The sequence below is a fragment of the Kitasatospora sp. NPDC056273 genome (assembly GCF_042268845.1).
Classification (GTDB): domain Bacteria; phylum Actinomycetota; class Actinomycetes; order Streptomycetales; family Streptomycetaceae; genus Kitasatospora.
This window is the reverse complement of the sequence record NZ_JBHJSJ010000060.1, coordinates 1-20959: the sequence shown is the minus strand read 5'-3', so window position 1 is coordinate 20959 and position 20959 is coordinate 1. Positions and strand designations below refer to the sequence as shown.

The following is a 20959-nucleotide window of genomic DNA, read 5'->3' as shown; positions in this document are numbered from 1 at the left end:
TGGCGGCATGACCAGCGATCTCGCCACCGCCGACAGCCCCGTCCTCGCCGTAGCGCGCCGAGCCCGGGAGGCCGCCGCCGCGCTCGCCCCGCTGCCGCGCGGCGCGAAGGACGCCGCGCTGCTGGCGGTCGCGGACGCGCTGGTGGCCCGCAGCGCGGAGATCGTCGCGGCCAATGCCGAGGACGTGGAGCGGGCCCGGGCGGCCGGCACGGCCGAGTCGGTGATCGACCGGCTGACCCTGACCGACGAGCGGATCGCCGCGATCGCCTCCGACGTGCGCGACGTGGCCGGCCTGCCCGACCCGGTCGGCGAGGTGGTGCGCGGCTACACCCTGCCCAACGGCCTGGACGTGCGGCAGGTCCGGGTGCCGCTCGGCGTGGTCGGCATCATCTACGAGGCCCGCCCGAACGTCACCGCGGACGCCGCCGCGCTCTGCCTCAAGTCCGGCAACGCGGTGCTGCTGCGCGGCTCCGCCTCGGCCTACCGCTCCAACAGCGCGCTGGTCGCCGTGGTGCGCGACGCCGTCGCCGCGGCCGGGCTGCCCGCCGACGCGGTCCAGCTGGTGCCGGGGGAGAGCCGGGAGTCGGTGCGGGAGCTGATGCGCGCCCGCGGCTACGTGGACGTGCTGATCCCGCGCGGCGGCGCCTCGCTGATCCGCACCGTGGTCGAGGGCTCCACCGTCCCGGTGATCGAGACCGGCACCGGCAACTGCCACGTCTACGTGGACGCCGAGACCGACCTGGCGATGGCCGTCGGCATCCTGCTGAACTCCAAGGCGCAGCGGGTCAGCGTCTGCAACTCCGCCGAGACGCTGCTGGTCCACCAGGACGTCGCGGACGCCTTCCTGCCGCTCGCGCTGGCGGCGCTCGCCGGGGCCGGGGTCACCGTGCACGGCGACGAGGCGGTGCTGAAGGCCGCCGAGGGCGGACCGGCCACCGTGGTGCCGGCCACCGACGAGGACTGGGGCACCGAGTACCTCTCGCTGGACCTGGCCGCCGCCGTGGTGCCCTCGCTGGACGCCGCCGTCGAGCACATCCGCCGCTGGTCCTCCGGCCACACCGAGGCGATCGTCACCACCTCGCAGGCCGCCGCCCGCCGCTTCACCCGGTTGGTGGACTCCACCACGGTGGCCGTCAACGCCTCCACCCGCTTCACCGACGGCGGCGAGTTCGGCTTCGGCGCGGAGATCGGCATCTCCACCCAGAAGCTGCACGCCCGCGGCCCGATGGGCCTGCCCGAGCTGACCAGCACCAAGTACATCGTCACTGGTGACGGGCACGTGCGGGGCGAGGCCGCGCAGACCGTGGGCGGCGGGGCCGAGTAGGCGCGCAGGCCGCAGGCCGCGGGCGGGGGCGCGGACGGCCGCCGAGCGGCGCGCGCGGGGCGTCCGTCACACGTGCGACGGACCAACTGCCGGGAGCCACAGACAAATCGTCCGGCCGGTAATACGCTGAATCCGTGGCTGAGGATGTGGGGGGCTTCCCGTACCCCGACGGCTCCGACCACGGTGGTGCGGACGACGAGTTCGCCACCGTGGTCTTCGACGAGGCCTTCGTCCGGTCCGCCGCCGTGCACGAGCCGACCGCCAAGGAGCGGCAACTCGCCGCCGCCGAGGCCCGGTTCGAGCCGGACGCCGCGGGGCCGGGCTGGGGCCGTGACGTTCCGGCCGGGGACGGGCTGCCGCTGGAGCTGCGCCCGTACCCGAGCGGACTCGACGCGGACCACCTCTACCCCGACCCCTGGTCGGGGCCGGGCCGGGCGGCCGACCGCCGGGTCCGGCGGTGGCGGCGCGGTGACGACCCGGTGCGCGTCCCCGGGCGGTACGTGGCCCAGCAGCGGTGGCACCGGCCGGTGGCCTGGGTGCTCGCCGTGATCATGGGGGTGAGCCTGGTGGCGGTCGCCGTCGCGGCGATCTACCAGGGGGTGGGCGGCCCCGCGGGCACGCCCCGGCGCCCCCAGTCCGGCAGCAGCAGCACCGGGGTGGCCCCCGGGCAGGCCCCGGCGGAGCCCCCGCTGGTGGTCACGGCGCCTGCGGGCTAGTCCGAGCGCCCGGGGGCGCACGCCCCGGGGCGGTGGTCACGGAGCGTTCCCGGGAATGTGCGCCCGGACCCTCGTGGCGGCGCTGGTGTCCGCCTACCCTGGTGGTGTGGGTGACCCGCGAGAGCCTCCTGAGGGGACGCCCGAGGGCGGTTCCGGCAACGAGGACGAATTCCGGTCCGTCGTGTTCGACGAATCGTTCGTGCGGGCTGCCCGCATCCAGGAACTCTCCGCCCGGGAGCGGCTGGCGGGCTCCTTCGGCAAGGCCACCCGGTCGCGGGTGCGGTTCGGCCCGCTGGGCACCGTCCCGCGCCAGGCACTCATCCTGCTGCTGCTCATCCTGCTCGCCTTCGGGGCCGCGGTGTACTTCGGGGTGAGCTCGCCGAAGGGCACCGCGGTGCGGCCCGAGGGCAGCCAACTGACCGTCAGCCTGGTCGCGTTGAGCCCGGCGTCGGCCGTCCACCCGGTCGCCGACCCGGCGGACCCGTTCGCCGCGCTGCCGCTCGGGTACGGGGACGGCACGATCGGGCTGAACACCCCGACCGGCGCCGCCACCGGGAACTTCGGCCGGGTCGAGGTGGCCAAGGCGCTCGACACCGTCCAGCGCTACCTGGTCGCCTCCTCGCTCTCCCCGGCGACGCTGGTCCAGGGCGCCACCGCCGACGTACGGGTCTTCGTCACGCCCGGTGAGCAGGCGGAGTTCGACGCGAGCGTGGCGCAGCCGGTGGACGACCGCCACCACGCGGTGACCGGCTGGATGGTCCGCTTCGACCCGGCACAGGTCGCGCTGGCCTCGAACACCGTGAAGGTGGTCGGCGCGATGCGGATCGACGAGGCGGACAGCGGGACGCTGCAGATCACCACCGACCACACCTTCGTCTACGCGCTCAAGCCGGCCGGCGCCCCGGCCGGGGCGCCGGTCACCCTGGAGACCGTGCGGCGGCAGCTGACCTTCGAGTTCGACCGGGTGGACCCGGCCTCGGGGCAGCTGCGGCTGGTGGACTCGGTGGTGCAGGCCGGGCCGGAGCCCTGCGGCGCCTCGATGGCGGGCTTCCTGCAGCCGGTGCTGGCCACCGCGCAGGGCACGGCGGTCACGCCGCCGGCGCCGGTCGACCCCGGCAACCACGCCCGGCCGGGCTGGCAGGTGTGCGAGGTGCTGGCGGGCGGCTGAGGCGCCCGGGCCGTGGAACGCGACGGCGGCCGGTGCCCCGGGCGGGACGCCGGCCGCCGTCGCGGCTCGCGGTGGTGGTCGGTCGCGGTGGGTCAGCTGCCGTCGCGGTCCGCGGAGCCGCCGCGGCTGCCGTTGCCGTTGCTGCTGCTGCCGCCGCCTCCGGTGAAGGTGTCGCGGAGCTTGCCGCCGACCGTCGCGGCGCCGCCGGCCACGTCCCGCAGCAGGCCCATCAGCGGGTCCTTGCTCTCCTTGACCGAGGTCGTGTAGTGCTCGGCGGCGGCCTTCCACTGCTCGGTGACCGAGGTGTCCGGGTCGTCCGAGCGGCGCGGGTAGGCGCCTGCCATGATCGAGCGGTAGTCGTCGCTCTCCGCCCACTTCTTCAGCTGGGCGACCCGGACCACCGCGAAGGGGTGGGTCTGCGGCAGCAGCTGGAGCACCTTGAGCACGCCGTCGCGCAGGTCGCCGGCCTTCTCGTACTCCTCGGCCTGCTCCAGGAAGGCGTCGACGTTCATCTCGGCCAGGTTGTGGCCGCCGGCCAGCTTCATCAGGGCCCGCATGGACGCCTGGAGGTCCTGCCCGGCGAGCAGGCCGGCCCGGTCGCTGGACAGCTCCGCCTTGCGGAACCACTCCTTGAGCGCGGTGATGATCGCGGTGATCGCCAGGTTGCCGAGCGGCACCCACGCGATCCGGGTGGCGATGTTGGTGAGGATCATCAGCATCGTCCGGTAGACGGCGTGGCCGGACATCGCGTGGCCGACCTCGTGGCCGATGACGGAGCGCAGCTCCTCCTCGTCCAGCAGCTCGACCAGGCCGCTGGTGATCACGATGACCGGGGTGTCGATGCCGATGCAGTACGCGTTGACCGTCGGGTCCTGGGAGACGTACAGGTCGGGGACCTGCTCCAGGTCGAGCACGTAGGCGGCGTCGCGCACCATGTCGTGCAGCTCCGGGAACTGGCGCTCGGAGGTCTTCACCGCGGTGGCCAGGAACATCAGCCGGATCGCCCGCTCGGAGACCAGTCCGGCGAGCTTCTTCAGGATGTCGTCGAAGCCGGTCAGCCTGCGCAGCGCGACCAGCGCCGAGCGGTCCGCCGGGTGCTCCCAGGCCCGGGTGGAGATCCCGGGGAAGCGCTCGCGGCGGCGGCTCGGCGTCTTCGAGGTCGTGTCGGTCATGGTGTGAGTACCTCCTGGTCGACGGCGGCCGCGGCCCGCTGGCCCGCCCCCCGCTGGTCTTCGCCTGCAACGACTGTCTGTGCAACGTGCGCGGTTGCGTACTCGTCCCCGGGGTCAGCGTACGCGCGGTCCGCGCGGTGGGCGCCGGGGCCGTGGGCGGCTCGGCGGGCCGCCGGGGCGCCTGCGGGGCCGGTGGCGCGCGTCTGCGGCGCGCGTCTGCGGGGCCGGGGGGCTCCGCCGGTGTGAGGCCGGTTTACCCTGAGGCCTGGACGACCGAGACCGGACCCGGCCGCGGTACCGAGCAGTACGAGGAGCCCCCGCAGATGTCCACCGACACGCTTGTCAGCCTGGCCGCGCCCATCTCCGACGAGTCCGGCCCCGGCCTGTTCCTGCGGATCATCGTGGTCGCGTCCTTCGTGGGCATCGGCCTGCTGATCTGGATCATGGCCCGCGCCTTCAAGAACAACTAGGGCCGGTCGTTCCCCGGGGCCGTCCCAGGTCCGTTCCCGGGGGCCGTCCCCGGTCCGTTCGCCGGGGCCGTTCCGGTCCGTTCGCCGGGGCCCGGGCCCGTTCGCCGGTCGGTCCCTCGGCCCGCGCTCACGCCCGGTCAGCGGCGGTGGGCCGCCGAGCGGTTGCCGTGTAACCCCCCGTACGATGACGGGTGGGCCCTCACCCGGCCCGGAACAACCCCCAGGTCCGTTCACCGAGCCGAGAAGGTCCCGCCGACCATGAGCACTGCTGCCGCACTCCCCGTTCTGAACCTGCTCGCCGAGGGCGAGGGGGGCAACCACGACAGTCTGAACCCGGCCCTGACCGGTGGCGCCGCACTGGTCATCCTGCTGGTCCTGCTCTTCATCACCACCCGCTTCAACCGGGACCGCTGAGCCGGGGCCTGGGGCCGCTCGGGGAGCGTCCGGCCACCGGCCGGACGCTCCCTCACGCGTCTGCGGAGAACCCCCACCCGGCCGTTCCCGCACCGTAACGCGTGTCGCGTAAGGTGTGGCGGCATGGGAGAGCAGGCCGGGAATCCCGGCGGACCGGAACCGGTGAAGAAGCGCCTCGGCGTGATGGGCGGCACCTTCGACCCGATCCACCACGGCCACCTCGTCGCCGCCAGTGAGGTCGCGAGCGCGTTCCACCTGGACGAAGTGATCTTCGTGCCGACCGGGCAGCCGTGGCAGAAGAGCGACCGGCACGTCACCCCGGCCGAGGACCGCTACCTGATGACGGTCATCGCCACCGCCGAGAACCCGCAGTTCTCGGTCAGCCGGATCGACATCGACCGCGAGGGCCCGACGTACACCGTCGACACCCTGCGCGACCTGCACGCCCTGCACCCGGACGCCGACCTCTTCTTCATCACCGGCGCCGACGCGCTCGCCCAGATCCTGTCCTGGCGCGACTCCGACGAGCTCTTCTCGCTGGCCCACTTCATCGGATGCACCCGCCCGGGGCACACTCTGTCGGACGCCGGGCTTCCGGTGGGCGGGGTCTCCCTGGTGGAGGTCCCGGCGCTGGCCATCTCCTCCACGGACTGCCGCAACCGGGTCGCCAAGGGCGAACCGGTCTGGTACCTCGTCCCGGACGGCGTGGTCCGCTACATCGACAAGCGGGCGCTGTACGCGCCGCGCGGGGACTGATCCGGGAGCGGTGCATGACTGATCGCAGCGACGGCCGGCGGCCGGAGGACTGGTCCACCGGGCAGTACCAGCAGCCGTACCAGGGCTACCAGCAGCCGCAGGAACCGCAGCAGCCGCAACAGCAGCCGCAGGCGCAGTCGTACGAGCAGCAGCAGTACGAGCAGCAGTACGACCAGTACGGGCAGCCGGTGTACGGGCAGGGCGCGTACGTCTACCAGCAGCAGGGCTACCAGGGGTACGACGGGTACCAGCAGGGCGGGCAGTTCCCGCAGCAACAGCCGTACGAGCAGCAGCAGTACGACCAGCAGTACGACCAGTACGGGCAGCCGGTGTACGGGCAGGGCACGTACGTCTACCAGCAGCAGGGCTACCAGGGGTACCAGGAGCAGCCGTACCAGGCGGCCGCCCCGGTCGTGACCGAACCGCAGGCGCCGTCGCAGGCGCAGGAACCGGTGCAGGCCGAGCCGGCCGCGGCCGCGGCGGTCGCACCGGCGCGTCCGCGGGTGCCCCGGCCGGCCGCCGAGCCGGTGCCGGCCAAGGCCGAGCCGCCGTCCGAGCAGGTCGCCGGGGCGCGGGCCGGGAAGGCGGGGAAGGCCGGGAAGGGCGGGAAGGGCGGCGGCAAGGCGCCCGACGACAGCTACACCACGGGGGAGTTCACCTTCGTCGACGAGGAGGCGGAGGAGACCGAGGACGTCATCGACTGGCTGAAGTTCGCCGAGTCCCGCAGCGAGGTGCGCGCCGAGCGCCGCCGCAAGCTGCGCAACCGGCTGATCGGCCTCGGTGCGGTGGTGGCGCTGGCCGCCGCCGGCGTCGGCGGGTACCTCTTCCTCACCGGCGGCAAGCCGACCGCGGCCGCCGCCGCCGGCGGGCGCCAGGTCAACGTCGTCCACCTGCGCGACCTCCAGGGCAAGGTGTCCAGCGCGCTGCTGGTCAACGACGCCTCCGGGAAGAAGGGCACGGTGCTGCTGCTGCCCGACACCCTGCGGCTGCCCGGCCCGGGGGACCCACCGGTCACCACGGTCGGCCAGTCCATGGACGGCATCGGCGCCTCGGCGACCCGCGACGGCCTGTCCACCGTGCTCGGCGCCCCGGTGGCCGGCACCTGGCGGCTGGACACCCCGTACCTGGAACTGCTGGTCTCCCAGCTCGGCGGCGTCCGGGTGGACACCAACGCCGAGACCCACGAGGGCGGCAAGCCGGACGGCAAGCCGCTGTCCGCGGCGGGCAAGAACACCATGCTCAGCGGGAAGGCCGCGGTCGCCTACGCCACCCTGCAGAACCCCGGCGAGAACCGGGACGCCCAGCTGGCCCGGTTCGGGCAGGTCATGGACGCGCTGGTGCGCGCCATGCCGACCGAGTTCAAGGACGCCAAGGACGACGTGCACCGGATGAACGCGGTGCTCGACCCCTCGCTGCCCGAGGACGCCCTCGCCGGGGTGCTCGTCCAGCTCTCCCAGCAGGCGAAGGACGGCCACTTCGGCACCACCGCGCTGACCGTCAAGCCGGACGGCAGCCTGGACGAGGCGACCGCGGGCAAGCAGGTTAAGGACGTGCTGGGCGGCACCGTGAAGTCCGCGGCCGCCGGCGACGCCCCGGTCCGGGTCGCGGTCCAGGACTCCAGCGGCAACGACGCGGCGGCGGCCGCCGTACAGGTCCAGATCGTCAACTCCGGTCTGACCTTCATCCCGGGCGGGGCCAAGGGCGCCCCGCAGGCCACCAGTGAGATCCGCTACACCGACGACGCCCGGCAGGGCGCGGCGAAGTCGCTGGCGACCAGCCTCGGGCTGCCGGACACGGTGGTGAAGAAGGTGACCGGCGACACCCAGAACGCGGACCTGCTGGTGGTGCTCGGCAAGGACTACCAGCCGCCGAAGGCCCAGTAGGGCGGTGGCCCGGGCCCGGCGGGGGTCCGGGCCTGGTGGGGGCGGGGGCGGTGGCCCGGTATTGGCCTGGGGGCCGGCGTCTCGGGGGCCTGGAAAAACGGTTCCGGGCCCGCCCGGGCGGCGTGAGATCCTGGAAGGCGACCCCGGCCGAGCGCCGGGGCGCCCCCCAAGCCGCCGAGCCGGAAGAACACCGTGACCGTTACCGACCACAGCCAGCAGCTCATCACCGTCGCCGCGCAGGCGGCGGCCGACAAGCTCGCGCACAACATCATCGCCTTCGACGTCAGCGAGGTGCTGTCGATCACCGACGCCTTCCTGATCGCCTCCGCGAACAACGACCGCCAGGTCCGCTCGATCGCCGAGGAGATCGAGGACCAGCTGCGCGAGCAGCTGGACATCAAGCCGGTGCGCCGCGAGGGCGAGCGCGACGGCCGCTGGATCCTGCTCGACTACCTGGACATCGTCGTGCACGTCCAGCACGCCGAGGAGCGCTCCTTCTACTCGCTGGACCGGCTCTGGAAGGACTGCCCCGAGCTCCCGCTGCCCGAGGACGCCCTGGCCTCGCGCAACCGTCCGGACGCGTTCACCGACGAGGCCGGCAACGTCGTCGCCCCCGCCGACGACTTCGGCAAGCCCGAGGACCTGCACTGAGCCGGGGCCCGCGCGGCCCGCGCATCGTCTTCTGGCGGCACGGCCAGACCTCCTGGAACCTCGAATCGCGCTTCCAGGGCACCACGGACATCGAGCTGACCGGCCAGGGCGTCCAGCAGGCCCAGCGGGCGGCCCGGCTGCTCTCCGGGCTCCGTCCCGACCTGCTGATCTCCTCGGACCTCCAGCGGGCCCGGCGCACCGCCGCGGAGCTGGCCGAGGTCACCGGGCTCGACGTGCAGCACCACGAGGGCCTGCGGGAGACCTTCGCGGGCTCCTGGCAGGGCCTGACCAACGCCGAGATCCGCGAGCGCTTCCCGGAGGAGTACGAGGCCTGGGCGGCCGGTGAGCCGGTGCGGCGGGGCGGTGACGGCGAGCTGGCCACCGAGGTCGCCGACCGCTCGGTGCCGGTGGTCCTGGACGCCGTCGGCAAGCTCCCCGAGGACGGCACGCTGGTGGTGGTCAGCCACGGCGGGACGATCCGCACCATGCTCGGGCGGCTGCTCGACATGGAGCCGGACCAGTGGGAGCGCTTCGGCGGACTGTCCAACTGCTGCTGGTCGGTGCTCGGCCAGGGCACGCGCGGCTGGCGCCTGCTGGAGCACAACGCGGGCACCCTCCCGCAGCCGGTCATCGGCGACGACACCTGAGCCGAGCCGTACCGGCTCGGGCGGCACCGGGTGCCGGGGGCCCTCACGGGGCCCTCGGCGGGGGTCCGGAGGGAGCGGATTTCGCAGTTCCGGCCCTGACCAGCTAGAGTCTTCCTCGTTCGCAGGGAAGGAACGCGGCCCGGAAGGGAAGCGGGAGATCCGGTGAGTGCGGGGCTATAGCTCAGTTGGTAGAGCGCTTGCATGGCATGCAAGAGGTCTGGGGTTCAATTCCCCATAGCTCCACTCCGCATCGGCGGTCGTGGTCAGCCAGGGTCGCCCGTGTCGCGGGGCTATAGCTCAGTTGGTAGAGCGCTTGCATGGCATGCAAGAGGTCTGGGGTTCAATTCCCCATAGCTCCACAGTAGTTCGGAAGGCCGTCACCCAAGGGGTGGCGGCCTTCCGGCGTTTCGGGCCCGGCCTCGCGGTTCTCCTGGCGGGCGCGCGGTCGGCGGGTGGTGCGGCTTCGCGGTTCTCCTGGTGGGTGCGCGGTCGGCGGGTGGTGCGGTGGCGGGGCGTTGGCGGGGCGCGTGCGTCGGGAGTGCGCGCTGGGAGCGTGCGTCAGGTGCGGGCGCCGGGGGTGGGGCGCCGTACGCCCGGAGTGCGGGAGGCGGGCTCCCGGGGCGCGTGGTGCGGACCTCGGGAAACGGATTTCAGGAGCACGCCCCGGAGCGTGTAAAGTAGTCGATGTCGCCGAGGGAAACGGCCGGAAACAACCGGGAACCACGGTGACAACGCAGGTCAAGGGGCTATAGCTCAGTTGGTAGAGCGCTTGCATGGCATGCAAGAGGTCTGGGGTTCAATTCCCCATAGCTCCACAGCAGTCGAGAGCCGCCTCCCGGAAACGGGGGGCGGCTCTTCGCCGTTCTGCCCGCGCCGCCGGTCCCGGCGGCCGGAATCCCGCTACCGTCGTGCCATGGCCGATCTGGAGCGAAGGCGGAACGAGGAACTGGCCCGGATACTCCACCAGCTCGGATGGAGTCCGGAACGGCTCGCCCGCGAGGTGAGCCTCGCCCTGCCGCCGGGCCTCGCCATCAGCTCCACCGCCCCGTACAAGTGGCGCGACCGCGGCATGGTCCCGCGCAGCCCGCACGACCAGGCGGTCTGCGAGGTGCTCAGCCGCACCCTCGGCATCGCCGTCACCTACGAACAGCTCTGGGGCCGGATGGGCGGCCACCGCGGCGCCAAGATCCTCTCGCCCCGGCTGCTCACCGACCCGTGGACCGCCGACACCGCCCAGACCGCGCTGCGCGAGGCCGCCACCGACGCCGGCCCGGTGCGCCTCACCGACCTGTTCCGCGGCGCCGACCTCGACCAGGCCGCCGCCCGCCTGGACTCCCCGCCGCCGCCCGTCGGCGGCGGCGAGGGCGCGCTGCGCGTCGAACCCGGACTGGCCGGTGAACTCGGCCTGTCCTACCGCAGCAAGCAGAAGCTCGAACGGGCCTGCGGCGGCGGCCTCGTCCTCGGCCCCGTCCGGGCCGAACTCGCCATGCTGGCCAAGCTGCTGGAACTCGGCGCGTACGACGAACGGCTCGGCCGCGAGCTCTACGGCACGGCCAGCAGACTCGCCCGGCTGGCCGGCTGGGCCGCGTACGACCTCGGCCACGACGCCGCCGCCCAGCGGGCCTTCGTCGCCGCGCTGCGCGCCGCCCACGTCAGCGGCGACCCCCGGCTCGGCGTCGCGGTGCTCGGCGCGCTGGTCGTGCTCGCCACCCAGGGCACCGGCGGGCGCGGGCTGGACGCCGTCTCCGCGCTGGTGACCGCCCTGGACACCCACGGCGCCGCGCTCAGCCCCGTCGCCCGGGCCCGCCAGTACGGCCGGCTCGCCGGCGCGTACGGCCGCCGGGGCGAGGCCGAACGGGCCGAGGCCGCCGCCGCCCGGGCCTTCGCCGAACTGGACGGCCTGCCCGGCACCGAGGAGGTCCGGGCCGCCCTCTCCGGGATGGTGGGGGAGGGGCGGCTGGCGCTCGGCCAGCACCGGCTGGCCAAGGTGCTGCTCGCCGAGGCGGTGGCCGGCCTCGGACCGGGACGGGCCCGCACCAAGACGCTGCTGATGGTGCGCCTCGCCGAGGCCCACCGCCGGCTCGGCGACCAGCGGGAGGCGGCCCGCACCGCCTCGCTGGCGCGCTCGCTCGCGGCGGGGATGCAGTCCGAGCGGGTGGCGAAGGCGCTGCGGGAGTTCGACGCGGCGGGGCGGGTGGCGGCTCGGTAGGGCGGGGCCGGGTCGGTGCCGTACGGCCTCCTGCGGTCCTGCGGTCCTGCGTGGCTCTGCGGGGCTCGTGCGGCTCCGCGTGGTCCTGCGGAGCCCCGTGCGGCCCTGGGCGGCTCCGTGCCGCCGTCCCGGCGGTATACCCCGCAGCCCGTCGACCCGCTTGCGGTACCCTGAGCCCATGCGAACCGTGCGCCTGCTCCTTAGCCGGCCGCGCTGACCAGGACCGGCTGAGCCTTCGGGCGGTGCCGGAGTCGGCGTGGCGTCCCCTCCTGCGAGGGGATTTTTTGTTTTCCGCCCCCCGATCCCGTCCCGGGCCGGGTCCACGGGCCGGCCGCCCGCGCGGTTCGCCAACCGACACCGATGGAGCTTGAAGGACCATGAGCGAGACGACCCCTGCGTCCGGCGCGGCCGAGACCGCGACCGAGCCGTTCCGGTACAGCGCTGCGCTGGCGGCCGAGATCGAGTCCCGCTGGCAGGACATCTGGGAGAAGGAGGGCACCTTCCACGCCCCCAACCCCACCGGTGCCCTGGCCGACCCGGCGGCCGGCGACGTCGCCGCGAAGCCGCACAGCTTCATCATGGACATGTTCCCGTACCCCTCGGGCGCGGGCCTGCACGTCGGCCACCCGCTGGGCTACATCGCCACCGACGTCTTCGCCCGCTACCAGCGGATGACCGGCCACAACGTGCTGCACACGCTGGGCTACGACGCCTTCGGCCTGCCCGCCGAGCAGTACGCGGTGCAGACCGGCACCCACCCGCGGGTCTCCACCGAGGCCAACATCGCCAACATGCGCCAGCAGCTGCGCCGGCTGGGCCTGGGCCACGACCCGCGCCGCTCGATCTCCACGATCGACCCGGACTACTACCGCTGGACCCAGTGGATCTTCCTGCAGATCTTCAACTCCTGGTACGACGCGGACGCCCGCAAGGCCCGCCCGATCGCCGAGCTGGTCGCCGACTTCGAGTCCGGCGCGCGTGAGCTGCCGGACGGGCGCGCCTGGGCCGGGCTGACCGTCGCCGAGCGCGACGAGGTGCTGGGCGAGTACCGCCTGGCCTACGCCAAGGAGGTGCCGGTCAACTGGTGCCCGGGCCTGGGCACCGTCCTGGCCAACGAGGAGGTCACCGCGGACGGCCGCTCCGAGCGCGGCAACTTCCCGGTGTTCAAGTCCAACCTGCGCCAGTGGATGATGCGCATCACCGCGTACTCGGACCGGCTGATCGAGGACCTGGACCTGCTGGACTGGCCCGAGGCCATCAAGCTGCAGCAGCGCAACTGGATCGGGCGCTCCGAGGGCGCCCGGGTCGACTTCGCGGCCCCCGGCGACCAGAAGATCACCGTCTTCACCACCCGGCCCGACACCCTGTTCGGCGCCACCTACATGGTGCTGGCCCCCGAGCACGCCCTGGTCGACTCGATCGTCCCCGCCGCCTGGCCCGAGGGCGTGCCCGCCGAGTGGACCGGCGGTGCCGCCACCCCCGCCGAGGCCGTCGCCGCCTACCGCGCCACGGCCGCCGCCAAGTCGGACGTCGAGCGGCAGGTCGAGGCCAAGGTCAAGACCGGTGTCTTCACCGGCGCCCACGCCGTCAACCCGGTCAGCGGCGAGTCCGTCCCGGTGTTCATCGCCGACTACGTGCTGATGGGCTACGGCACCGGCGCCATCATGGCCGTCCCCGCCCACGACCACCGCGACTTCGCCTTCGCCCGCGCCTTCGCGCTGCCGATGCGCTGCGTCGTCGAGCCCACCGACGGGCGGGGCCAGGACCCGGCCGAGTGGGACGACGCGTTCGACACCTACGACTCCGTCATCGTCAACTCCGCCCGCACCGAGGGCGACGTGTCGCTGTCCCTGGACGGGCTGAGCGTCGTCGAGGCCAAGGCCGCCGTCACCGCCTGGCTGGCCGAGCGCGGCATCGGCGAGGGCACCGTCAACTACCGCCTGCGCGACTGGCTGTTCAGCCGCCAGCGGTACTGGGGCGAGCCCTTCCCGATCGTCTACGACGAGGACGGCGTGATGCACGCGCTGCCCGAGTCGATGCTGCCGGTCGAGGTCCCCGAGGTCGACGACTACTCGCCGCGCACCTACGACGCGTACGACGCCGCCTCCTCGCCGGAGACCCCGCTGTCGCGCAACGAGGCCTGGGTCAACGTCGAACTGGACCTGGGCGACGGCGTCAGGAAGTACCGCCGCGAGACCAACACCATGCCCAACTGGGCCGGCTCCTGCTGGTACGAGCTGCGCTACGTCGACCCGTCCAACTCCGAGGCGGTCGTCGACCCGGCCAACGAGAAGTACTGGCTGGGCCCGACGGAGACCAAGCCCGCCGGCGGCGCCGACCTGTACGTCGGCGGCGCCGAGCACGCCGTGCTGCACCTGCTGTACGCGCGCTTCTGGCACAAGGTGCTGCACGACCTGGGCCACGTCTCGTCCGTCGAGCCGTTCCACAAGCTGTTCAACCAGGGCATGATCACCGCCGACGTCTACCGCGACGAGCGCGGCTTCCCGGTGCCCGCCGCCGAGGTCGAGGAGCGCGACGGCCAGTACTTCTGGGACGGCGAGCCGGTCAAGCGCGAGGCCGGGAAGATGGGCAAGTCCCTGAAGAACGCCGTCGCCCCGGACGACATCGCCGACGAGTACGGCGCCGACACGCTGCGCCTGTACGAGATGTCGATGGGCCCGCTGGACGTCTCCCGCCCGTGGGACACCCGCGCCGTCGTCGGCTCGTACCGCTTCCTGCAGCGCCTGTGGCGCAACGTCGTCTCGGAGACCACCGGCGAACTGGTCGTCACCGAGGAGGAGCCGGACGAGGCGACGCTGCGCGCCCTGCACAAGGCCATCGACGGCATCCGCGGGGACATGGCCGGGCTGCGCTTCAACACGGCCGTCGCCAAGGCCATCGAGCTGAACAACTACCTGGTCAAGCGCGGCTCCACGCCGCGGGCGGTGGCCGAGCAGCTGGTGCTGATGGTCGCGCCGCTGGCCCCGCACGTCGCCGAGGAGCTGTGGCGCCGACTGGGCCACGGCGAGTCGCTGGCGCACACCGACTACCCGGTCGCCGACCCGGCGTACGTGGTGGACGAGACGGTGACCTGCGTGGTCCAGATCAAGGGCAAGGTCAAGGCGCGGCTGGAGGTCGCGCCGGGCATCTCGGACGCCGAGCTGGAGGCGCTGGCGCTGGCGGAGCCGGCGGTCGTCGCGGCGATCGGCGGGGCCGAGGTGCGGAAGGTGATCGCGCGGGCGCCGAAGCTGGTGAACATCGTCACCGGCTGAGTGTTCTTGGTGCGGAAGTGACCGCGGGGTGATCGCGGGAGCGGTCGCGTGAGCGGTCGGGCGGGCGTCCTTCGGGGCGCCCGTCCGGCGTTTTCGGGGCGTCTCGGGGGGTCGGCGCTTCCGGGGAGTCGGCGTTCTCGGGGGCCGGTGCTTTCGGGGAGTCGGCGTTTTCGGGTTCGGTGCCGGCTGGGCGTCTTGCGGGGCGCTTGCGGGGGGCTTCCAGGGTGGTCGGGGGCCCTCGGGGAGATCCCGGATCTGACCCTGATCTCCGTCCGCCGGGGCCCTCTCGGCTGCCCCCGGGCGGGTTCCGGCGGCTACCGTGGAACCCTCGGCAATGCGGCCCGCGTTGGGCCCGGTGGGGGCCGGAACGACGGCGGAAGGTGGCGCGCGATGGACGTGTTCGGCGTGATGATCGGGCTGGTCCTGCTCTTCGGGGTCGCGGCGATGGTCCTGGCCGTGATCGGCACGGTCAAGGCCGCCAAGGCCGTCGGCGCGAAGATCGAGAAGCACGAGGCCAACGCCCGGCGCGCCGTGGAGACCGCCACCCTCAAGGCGAAGACGTACACCAGGGTCGGCCCGCCCGCGCAGATCGCCACCGTCCGGCTGGGCCTGCGGACCTCGCTCGACGGCACCCGGCAGGTACTGGAGGGCGGCCTCGCACAGGACAGCCAGCTCGGCGAGTCGCTCGCCCTGCTCGACCGGCTCGACACGCACGCCGCCGAACTCGACGGCGAGCTGCGGATGCTGGAGCGCGAGCCGGACACCGCGCGGATCGCCGCCAAGCTGCCGGAGCTGCGCGAGCGGGCGGAGCGGATCACGCACTCGGCGGAGACCATGCGCTGGGCGGCGCAGGACCGGATGCACCGGTTCGCGGACGACGAGCTGAGCCGGCTGAGCCAGGAGTGCGAGAGCGAGGCGGGGGCGCTGCGGCACTGGGATGTCGCGGGGGGTGCTTCGGGGGCTGCCGGTTCCGCGGGGGCGGGTGGAGCTTCGGGGGCCGGTGGGTCCGCGGGGGTCGGTGGTGCTGCTGCGGGCTCTGGTGGTTCCGCGGGGGCGACCGGGGGTGCGGCGCGGGCCGGGGGTGCGGCTCGGGCCGGGCTGACCGACGGGAAGGGGCGGCCGAGCGCGGAGGAGCTGCTCGGGCTCGCCGATCCGCTGGCCAAGCTGGCGCAGCGGCTGCGCAAGCCCTCGACGGGGCCCTCGGCGGGCTGAGCCGGTCGGGCGTCACGGGACCCTGGGCGGGCTGATCCGGTCGCGCGTCACGGGGCCTCCCGAGGGGGCCCGGACCGGGCGCTGTCCTCCCGGAGCGACGGGGGGTAACCTCCGGCTCATGCCCTCCGACCTCGCACTTGTCACCGATTCCACGGCCTATCTGCCGCAGGACGCCCTCGACCGGTACGGGATCACGGTGGTCCCGCTGAGCGTCGCTGTCGGCGACTCGGTGCTGAGCGAGGGCGTCGAGATCTCCCCGAAGGACGTCGCCGAGGCGCTGCGCGGCAAGCAGCGGGTGACCACCTCCCGGCCGAACCCGGAGACCTTCGCCGCCGCCTACCGGGCGGCCGCCGAGGCCGGGGCGAAGGGCATCGTCTCGGTGCACATCTCCGGCGAACTGTCCGGCACCGTCGAGGCCGCCCGGCTGGCCGCCGCCGAGGCGCCCGTACCGGTGCGGGTGGTGGACAGCCGACTGGTCGGGATGGCGCTCGGGTACGGGGTGCTGGCGGCGGCCGAGGCGATCGCGGCCGGGCAGGGCCTGGCCGAGGCGGCCGAGGCGGCCGGCCGGCGGGCGGCCGGGACCAGCGGGTTCTTCTACGTCGACACCCTGGAACACCTGCGCCGGGGCGGACGGATCGGGGCGGCGCGGGCGCTGCTCGGGTCGGCCCTGGCGGTCAAACCGCTGCTGCACCTGGACGGCGGGCGGATCGAGCCGCTGGAGAAGGTGCGGACGGCGTCGCGGGCGATCGCGCGGCTGGAGGAGATCGCGGTCGAGCGGTCGGGGGAGCTGGACGTCGACATCACCGTGCACCACCTGGCGGCCGAGGAGCGGGCCGAACCGCTCGCGGAGCGGCTGCGGGCCCGGGTGCCGGGGCTGCGGGAGCTGTACGTGGGCGAGGTGGGGGCGGTGATCGGGGCGCACGTCGGGCCGGGGCTGCTGGCGGTGGTGGTCGCGCCGCGCTGAGGGGGTGGCGGGGTGGCGGTCCGGTGGGTGGTTCGTTGGGCGGTTCGCTGGGTGGGTGGTCCGGTGGGTGGTTCGCTGGCCGCTCGGTCAACCTCAGGCGGTCCTACCCACTCTTGTGAGTGACGCTTTTTATCCACAACCCCCGGGTTATCCACAGGGTTTCGTTAATTTCCGCACGTTCGCCGGAGGACTCCTACCGTCCTCGGCATGACGACCATGGGCCTGGGCGCGGCGAAGCGCCATGCGATCAACGAGACGGTGCGGCTGCGGATGGCCGCGCTGCTGCCGATGGATGACGAGCCGGAGGGCGGTGTCGGAGGGGGTCCCTCGGGGCCGGTCCCGCCGCCGTCGCCGGTTGCGATGGCGGTGCCGGTGCTGTCGGATGCGACGCCGGTCCCGCCGGATGCGGGTGTTGCGTCGGATCCGGGCGACGCCGACATGGGTCCGCCGGAGGCCGGGGCGCGTTCGCGGTTCTCCGCATCCTCCTCAATCCCCTCGTTCGCCTCGGTGCTGGCACTCGATCGGCGCGCGGTGGCCGGATTGGCCATCCTGCTGCTGTTCGCGGTCGGTTACGCCGTGCAGCACTTCTGGCTGGCCCGGCCGGAGGCGGTCGCCGTACCCGCGCTCGCGGCGGTCGCGGCACCGTCGGGGGCGGAGCCGTCCGTCCCCGCCGACTCCGCTCCTTCCAGGGCCGGGCCCGGTGCCGGTGCCGAGGCCGTGTCCGGCACCGGGCCGGCTGTCGTGGTGGACATCGGCGGCCGGGTCCACCTCCCGGGCCTGCACACCCTGCCCGGCGGCTCCCGGGTAGCCGACGCCCTGCGGGCGGCGGGCGGTCCGTTGCCGGAGACGGACACCAGGAACCTCAACCTGGCCCGCATCCTGACGGACGGTGAGCAGATCCTGGTCGGCGAGCAGGCGCCCGCCCCCGGCCCGGCGGTCGGAAGCGGGAGCGGCCCTCCGGGCCTCACCGTGCCCCGGCCGCCCGTCAGCCTCAACCGCGCGACGCTCGAACAGCTCGACAGCCTTCCCGGTGTCGGCCCCACCCTCGCCCAGCGCATCCTCGCCTACCGCACCTCGCACGGCTCCTTCCGCTCCCTCGACCAACTCCGGCAGGTCAGCGGCATCGGCGCCCGTACGTACGCGGAGCTCCGTCCGCTGCTCACCCTCTGACGCCCTGTCCTGCCGCGGTCCCTGCCCGTTCCCCCTGTCCACTTTCCCCGCCCGCATGCCCGGCCTTCGAAGGGAGGTGCCGCCATGTCCGTCGCCACCACGCCGGTCGGTCCGGCCGTTGCGTCCCGTTCCCCGGGCGCCGACTTCCGGCTGCTGCTGCCCGCCGTCTCGGCCTGGGCGGTCACGGCGGCACTCCTGCGCTTGGAGCCGGGGTACGCGGCCCTCGTCCTCACCGCGGCGGGCATCGCCGCGGTCGCGGCCGTCCTGCTGCTCACCCGGCCGGGGGTCCTGCGCCGGCGCGGGGCCTCGGCGACGCTGGCCGCCGTCCTGCTCACCGGGGCGGCGGCCGCGGTCGCCACCCCGCTGCACACCGCCGCCCTCCACCGGGGGCCGCTGCCGGAGCTCGCCCGTGCCTCCGCGGCCGCCGGTCCGCGAGCGCCGGGCGAGCCCGCCCCGGTGGTGGAGGTGGAGCTGACCGTCGCGGGGGACCCGAAGGTCCACACCTCCCGGGGCGGCACCGTCGGCGGGCAGACGCTCCTCACCGTGGACGCGGTGGCCGACCGTGTCACCCCGCTCCCGGACGGGCGGAGCACCCGCACGCGTACGCCGGTGACCGTCATGGCCCGAGGGGCGGAGGGCGAGCCCTGGCAGCGGCTGCTCCCGTCCCAGCGGCTGGCCGTGGAGGCCGAGGTACGGCTGGTGGGGGAGGGGCACGACACCGAGTCCGCCGCGCTGCTGGTCGTCCACGGGGCGCCCCGGCAGCTGGCGCCGCCGAGCCTGCCGCAGCGGATCGCCGGGCGCCTCCGTGAGGGCCTCCGCACGGCCACCGACGGACTGCCCGCGGACGCGCGCGGGCTGCTCCCGGGGCTGGTCGTCGGCGACACCTCGCGACTGCCCGACGACCTCGACGACGCCTTCCGGGCCACCGACCTGGTCCACCTGGTGGCGGTCAGCGGGGCCAACCTGGCGATCGTCCTCGGTGCGCTGCTGGGAGCGCCCGGGCAGGCCGGCACCCCGGAACGGCGCGGGCTGGCCGCGGTGCTGGGGCTGTCACTTCGCACCGGCGCGCTGCTCGGCACGGCTCTGACGCTGGCCTTCGTCACCGTCTGCCGGCCCGAGCCCAGCGTGCTTCGGGCGGCCGGGACGGGACTGATCGGCATGCTGGCCCTGGCCACCGGCCGTCCCCGCAAGGCCGTGCCCGCGCTCGCCGGGGCCGTCCTGGTGCTGGTCCTGCTGGACCCGTTCCTGGCGCGCTCGTTCGGCTTCCTGCTCTCCGTGCTCGCCACCGCCGGGCTGCTCGTCCTCGGGCCGCACTGGGCCGAAGCCCTGCGGGCCCGCCGCTGGCCGCACCACCTGGCGGGCGCGTTCGCGGCGACGGCGGCCGCCCAGGCGTTGTGCGCGCCGGTGACGGTGGTGTTGTCCGGGCACATCAGCCTGGTCGGCATCCCCTGCAACCTGCTGGCCGAGCTGGCGGTGGCTCCGGCGACGCTGCTCGGCTTCGGGGTGCTCGCCCTTCAGCCGCTCCTTCCGGCCCTGGCCCGCCTGCTCGCGGAACCGGCCGGGCTGCCGGCTGGCTGGCTGGCCCTGGTCGCACGGCGCGGCGCCGAGGTGCCAGGTGGCCAACTGACCTGGCCCGGCGGGTGGTTCGGGACGGCGACGGTCGCGCTGGCCGTCCTGGCGGCCTGCTGGGCGGCGCCGCTCCTGCTGCCCCGACGGCGGGAGCCGGGCAGTCCGGTGCCGGTGCCCGCCCGGCGGCGCTGGGCGCGGGCGCTGGTGACGGCAGTGCTGATGATGGTCCTGCTGGCCGTGCTGCTCCGCCCGCCGCAGCTCATCCGGATCGCCACCGGCTGGCCGCCGCCGGGGTGGCGACTGGTGATGTGCGACATCGGGCAGGGGGACATGCTGGCCCTGGCGACGGGGGAGCCGGACAGCGCGGTGGTGATCGACGCCGGGCCGGACCCGAACGCCGCCGACAGATGCCTGCGCGACCTCGGCGTGACGACCGTCCCCTTACTCCTGCTGACGCATTTCCATGCCGACCACGTCGAGGGCGTGCCGGGGGTGTTGCGGGGCCGCCGGGTCGGTGCCGTCGAGGGCACCACGCTGGACGACCCGCCGGGCGAGGCGGCCCGGGTGACGGGCTGGGCCGCAGGGGCCGGCCTCCCGTTGCTGAGAGCGGGTCGTGGTGAACGGCGCTCCGTCGGAGCGGAGCTGGCCTGGGACGTGGTGTGGCCCGTCCCCGGTGCGGCTGCCGAGGCGCCCGGACCGAACAACGCAAGCGTCGCATTGATGGTGTCACTGACAGGAGGACTACGGATGGCACTGCTCGGAGATCTCGAACCGCAGGCCCAGTCGGCCCTGCTGGGCCGGCTGGGGAAGGTCGACGTCGTGAAGGTGGCGCACCACGGATCGGCCCACCAGGACTGGGACTTGGCCGGTGCGCTGCGGCCCCGGCTGGCCCTCGTCTCCTGCGGTGAGGGCAACCCGTACGGCCACCCGTCCCCGAAGACGGTCGACCACCTGCGCGCACTCGGCGCCACCGTTCTGCGCACCGACCGGGAGGGGGACATCGCGGTGACGGGCGACTCCCCGGCCACCCTCGGCGCGGCCGTCCACCCCCAACCCGCCCACGCGGCCCGCCACCCCCGCGCCCACGGCGGGCCCGGCGGCGCCGGCGGAACCGGTGGGGCCGACGGGCACGGCCCCGCACCCCACGCCCACCCGGAGCGGACCCCGGGCGCCCCGCGGGCCCCGCCCACCTGACCCCCGCGCTCTCCTCCTTCCACCAATCAACGTGGGGGCATGGAAAGTAGAAGGGGGGTGGTGGGAGGAGGAGCGGCGCAAAGCCAGCAGAAACGTTCCGGGGGGGGGGGGGGCGCCCCCCCCCCCCCGCCCCGCCCATAACGCCCACCCCCCAGCCGCCCAGGCCCC

The 20959-nt window shown here is 74.3% G+C and carries 16 protein-coding genes and 3 tRNA genes; 18 read left to right on the top strand and 1 reads right to left on the bottom strand.

All coding sequences use genetic code 11. The features are described 5' to 3' along the window. Positions 1-7: 7 nt before the first annotated feature. From ACFCY1_RS34850 to ACFCY1_RS34840, 3 genes are all read left to right on the top strand, one after another. Positions 8-1324 carry a glutamate-5-semialdehyde dehydrogenase gene (locus ACFCY1_RS34850; RefSeq protein ID WP_375877178.1) on the top strand — a complete coding sequence of 439 codons (1317 nt, stop codon included), beginning with the start codon at positions 8-10 and terminating at the stop codon, positions 1322-1324. A 134-nt stretch (positions 1325-1458) separates the two neighbouring features. Then, positions 1459-2040 carry a hypothetical protein gene (locus ACFCY1_RS34845; RefSeq protein WP_375877177.1) on the top strand — a complete coding sequence of 194 codons (582 nt, stop codon included), beginning with the start codon at positions 1459-1461 and terminating at the stop codon, positions 2038-2040. 106 nt (positions 2041-2146) lie between these two features. Continuing rightward, a complete protein-coding gene (locus tag ACFCY1_RS34840; RefSeq protein ID WP_375877176.1) occupies positions 2147-3208 on the top strand; it encodes a hypothetical protein in 1062 nt (353 codons plus the stop codon). Positions 3209-3300: 92 nt separating this feature from the next. Here ACFCY1_RS34840 and ACFCY1_RS34835 read toward each other — a convergent pair whose 3' ends face one another. After that, positions 3301-4380: a M48 family metallopeptidase gene (locus ACFCY1_RS34835; RefSeq protein ID WP_375877175.1), complete on the bottom strand. Its 1080-nt coding sequence runs from the start codon at positions 4378-4380 to the stop codon at positions 3301-3303. Between the two features lie 323 nt (positions 4381-4703). Here ACFCY1_RS34835 and ACFCY1_RS34830 point away from each other — a divergent pair, with 323 nt between their 5' ends. The 15 genes from ACFCY1_RS34830 to ACFCY1_RS34760 all read left to right on the top strand — a co-directional run bounded on the left by ACFCY1_RS34830 (position 4704) and on the right by ACFCY1_RS34760 (position 20791). Next, positions 4704-4850 carry a hypothetical protein gene (locus ACFCY1_RS34830; RefSeq protein ID WP_158077652.1) on the top strand — a complete coding sequence of 49 codons (147 nt, stop codon included), beginning with the start codon at positions 4704-4706 and terminating at the stop codon, positions 4848-4850. A gap of 258 nt (positions 4851-5108) precedes the next feature. After that, positions 5109-5264, top strand: a complete 156-nt coding sequence (locus ACFCY1_RS34825; protein ID WP_181970583.1) for a hypothetical protein — start codon at positions 5109-5111, stop codon at positions 5262-5264. Between the two features lie 123 nt (positions 5265-5387). Further along, positions 5388-6020, top strand: a complete 633-nt coding sequence (gene nadD, locus ACFCY1_RS34820) for a nicotinate-nucleotide adenylyltransferase (RefSeq protein ID WP_049658574.1) — start codon at positions 5388-5390, stop codon at positions 6018-6020. A 14-nt stretch (positions 6021-6034) separates the two neighbouring features. Continuing rightward, a complete protein-coding gene (locus tag ACFCY1_RS34815) occupies positions 6035-7903 on the top strand; it encodes a LytR C-terminal domain-containing protein (RefSeq protein WP_375877174.1) in 1869 nt (622 codons plus the stop codon). Positions 7904-8095: 192 nt separating this feature from the next. Continuing rightward, complete coding sequence (rsfS, locus tag ACFCY1_RS34810; protein WP_049658573.1) at positions 8096-8554, top strand: ribosome silencing factor; 459 nt, start codon at positions 8096-8098, stop codon at positions 8552-8554. Further along, positions 8551-9201: a histidine phosphatase family protein gene (locus tag ACFCY1_RS34805; protein ID WP_074001141.1), complete on the top strand. Its 651-nt coding sequence runs from the start codon at positions 8551-8553 to the stop codon at positions 9199-9201. Before rsfS ends, ACFCY1_RS34805 begins: the two co-directional genes overlap by 4 nt. A 170-nt stretch (positions 9202-9371) precedes the next feature. Next, positions 9372-9444, top strand: a tRNA-Ala gene (locus ACFCY1_RS34800). A 43-nt stretch (positions 9445-9487) separates the two neighbouring features. Continuing rightward, positions 9488-9560 (top strand) — tRNA-Ala (locus ACFCY1_RS34795). Between the two features lie 383 nt (positions 9561-9943). After that, a tRNA-Ala gene (locus tag ACFCY1_RS34790) sits at positions 9944-10016 on the top strand. Positions 10017-10114: 98 nt separating this feature from the next. Continuing rightward, on the top strand, positions 10115-11410 hold the full coding sequence (locus ACFCY1_RS34785; protein WP_074000712.1) for a hypothetical protein: 1296 nt from the start codon (positions 10115-10117) through the stop codon (positions 11408-11410). Between the two features lie 377 nt (positions 11411-11787). Beyond that, positions 11788-14682, top strand: a complete 2895-nt coding sequence (leuS, locus tag ACFCY1_RS34780; RefSeq protein WP_375877173.1) for a leucine--tRNA ligase — start codon at positions 11788-11790, stop codon at positions 14680-14682. Between the two features lie 390 nt (positions 14683-15072). Beyond that, a complete protein-coding gene (locus ACFCY1_RS34775) occupies positions 15073-15894 on the top strand; it encodes a hypothetical protein (RefSeq protein ID WP_375877172.1) in 822 nt (273 codons plus the stop codon). Positions 15895-16012: 118 nt separating this feature from the next. Continuing rightward, positions 16013-16858 carry a DegV family protein gene (locus ACFCY1_RS34770; protein WP_049657405.1) on the top strand — a complete coding sequence of 282 codons (846 nt, stop codon included), beginning with the start codon at positions 16013-16015 and terminating at the stop codon, positions 16856-16858. Positions 16859-17065: 207 nt separating this feature from the next. Then, complete coding sequence (locus ACFCY1_RS34765) at positions 17066-18028, top strand: helix-hairpin-helix domain-containing protein (protein WP_375877171.1); 963 nt, start codon at positions 17066-17068, stop codon at positions 18026-18028. 84 nt (positions 18029-18112) lie between these two features. Next, the gene (locus ACFCY1_RS34760) at positions 18113-20791 is read left to right on the top strand and encodes a ComEC/Rec2 family competence protein (protein ID WP_375877170.1); all 2679 of its coding nucleotides are present in this window, start codon (positions 18113-18115) and stop codon (positions 20789-20791) included. Positions 20792-20959 lie beyond the last annotated feature (168 nt).

What these genes read in the sequence shown, in the direction of transcription:
- ACFCY1_RS34850 (WP_375877178.1), top strand. Translation starts at nt 8, where the DNA reads ATGACCAGCGATCTCGCCACCGCCGACAGCCCCGTCCTCGCCGTAGCG.
- ACFCY1_RS34835 (WP_375877175.1), bottom strand. Translation starts at nt 4,380, where the DNA reads ATGACCGACACGACCTCGAAGACGCCGAGCCGCCGCCGCGAGCGCTTC.
- ACFCY1_RS34830 (WP_158077652.1), top strand. Translation starts at nt 4,704, where the DNA reads ATGTCCACCGACACGCTTGTCAGCCTGGCCGCGCCCATCTCCGACGAG.
- ACFCY1_RS34825 (WP_181970583.1), top strand. Translation starts at nt 5,109, where the DNA reads ATGAGCACTGCTGCCGCACTCCCCGTTCTGAACCTGCTCGCCGAGGGC.
- nadD (WP_049658574.1), top strand. Translation starts at nt 5,388, where the DNA reads ATGGGAGAGCAGGCCGGGAATCCCGGCGGACCGGAACCGGTGAAGAAG.
- ACFCY1_RS34815 (WP_375877174.1), top strand. Translation starts at nt 6,035, where the DNA reads ATGACTGATCGCAGCGACGGCCGGCGGCCGGAGGACTGGTCCACCGGG.
- ACFCY1_RS34785 (WP_074000712.1), top strand. Translation starts at nt 10,115, where the DNA reads ATGGCCGATCTGGAGCGAAGGCGGAACGAGGAACTGGCCCGGATACTC.
- leuS (WP_375877173.1), top strand. Translation starts at nt 11,788, where the DNA reads ATGAGCGAGACGACCCCTGCGTCCGGCGCGGCCGAGACCGCGACCGAG.
- ACFCY1_RS34775 (WP_375877172.1), top strand. Translation starts at nt 15,073, where the DNA reads ATGGACGTGTTCGGCGTGATGATCGGGCTGGTCCTGCTCTTCGGGGTC.
- ACFCY1_RS34770 (WP_049657405.1), top strand. Translation starts at nt 16,013, where the DNA reads ATGCCCTCCGACCTCGCACTTGTCACCGATTCCACGGCCTATCTGCCG.
- ACFCY1_RS34765 (WP_375877171.1), top strand. Translation starts at nt 17,066, where the DNA reads ATGACGACCATGGGCCTGGGCGCGGCGAAGCGCCATGCGATCAACGAG.
- ACFCY1_RS34760 (WP_375877170.1), top strand. Translation starts at nt 18,113, where the DNA reads ATGTCCGTCGCCACCACGCCGGTCGGTCCGGCCGTTGCGTCCCGTTCC.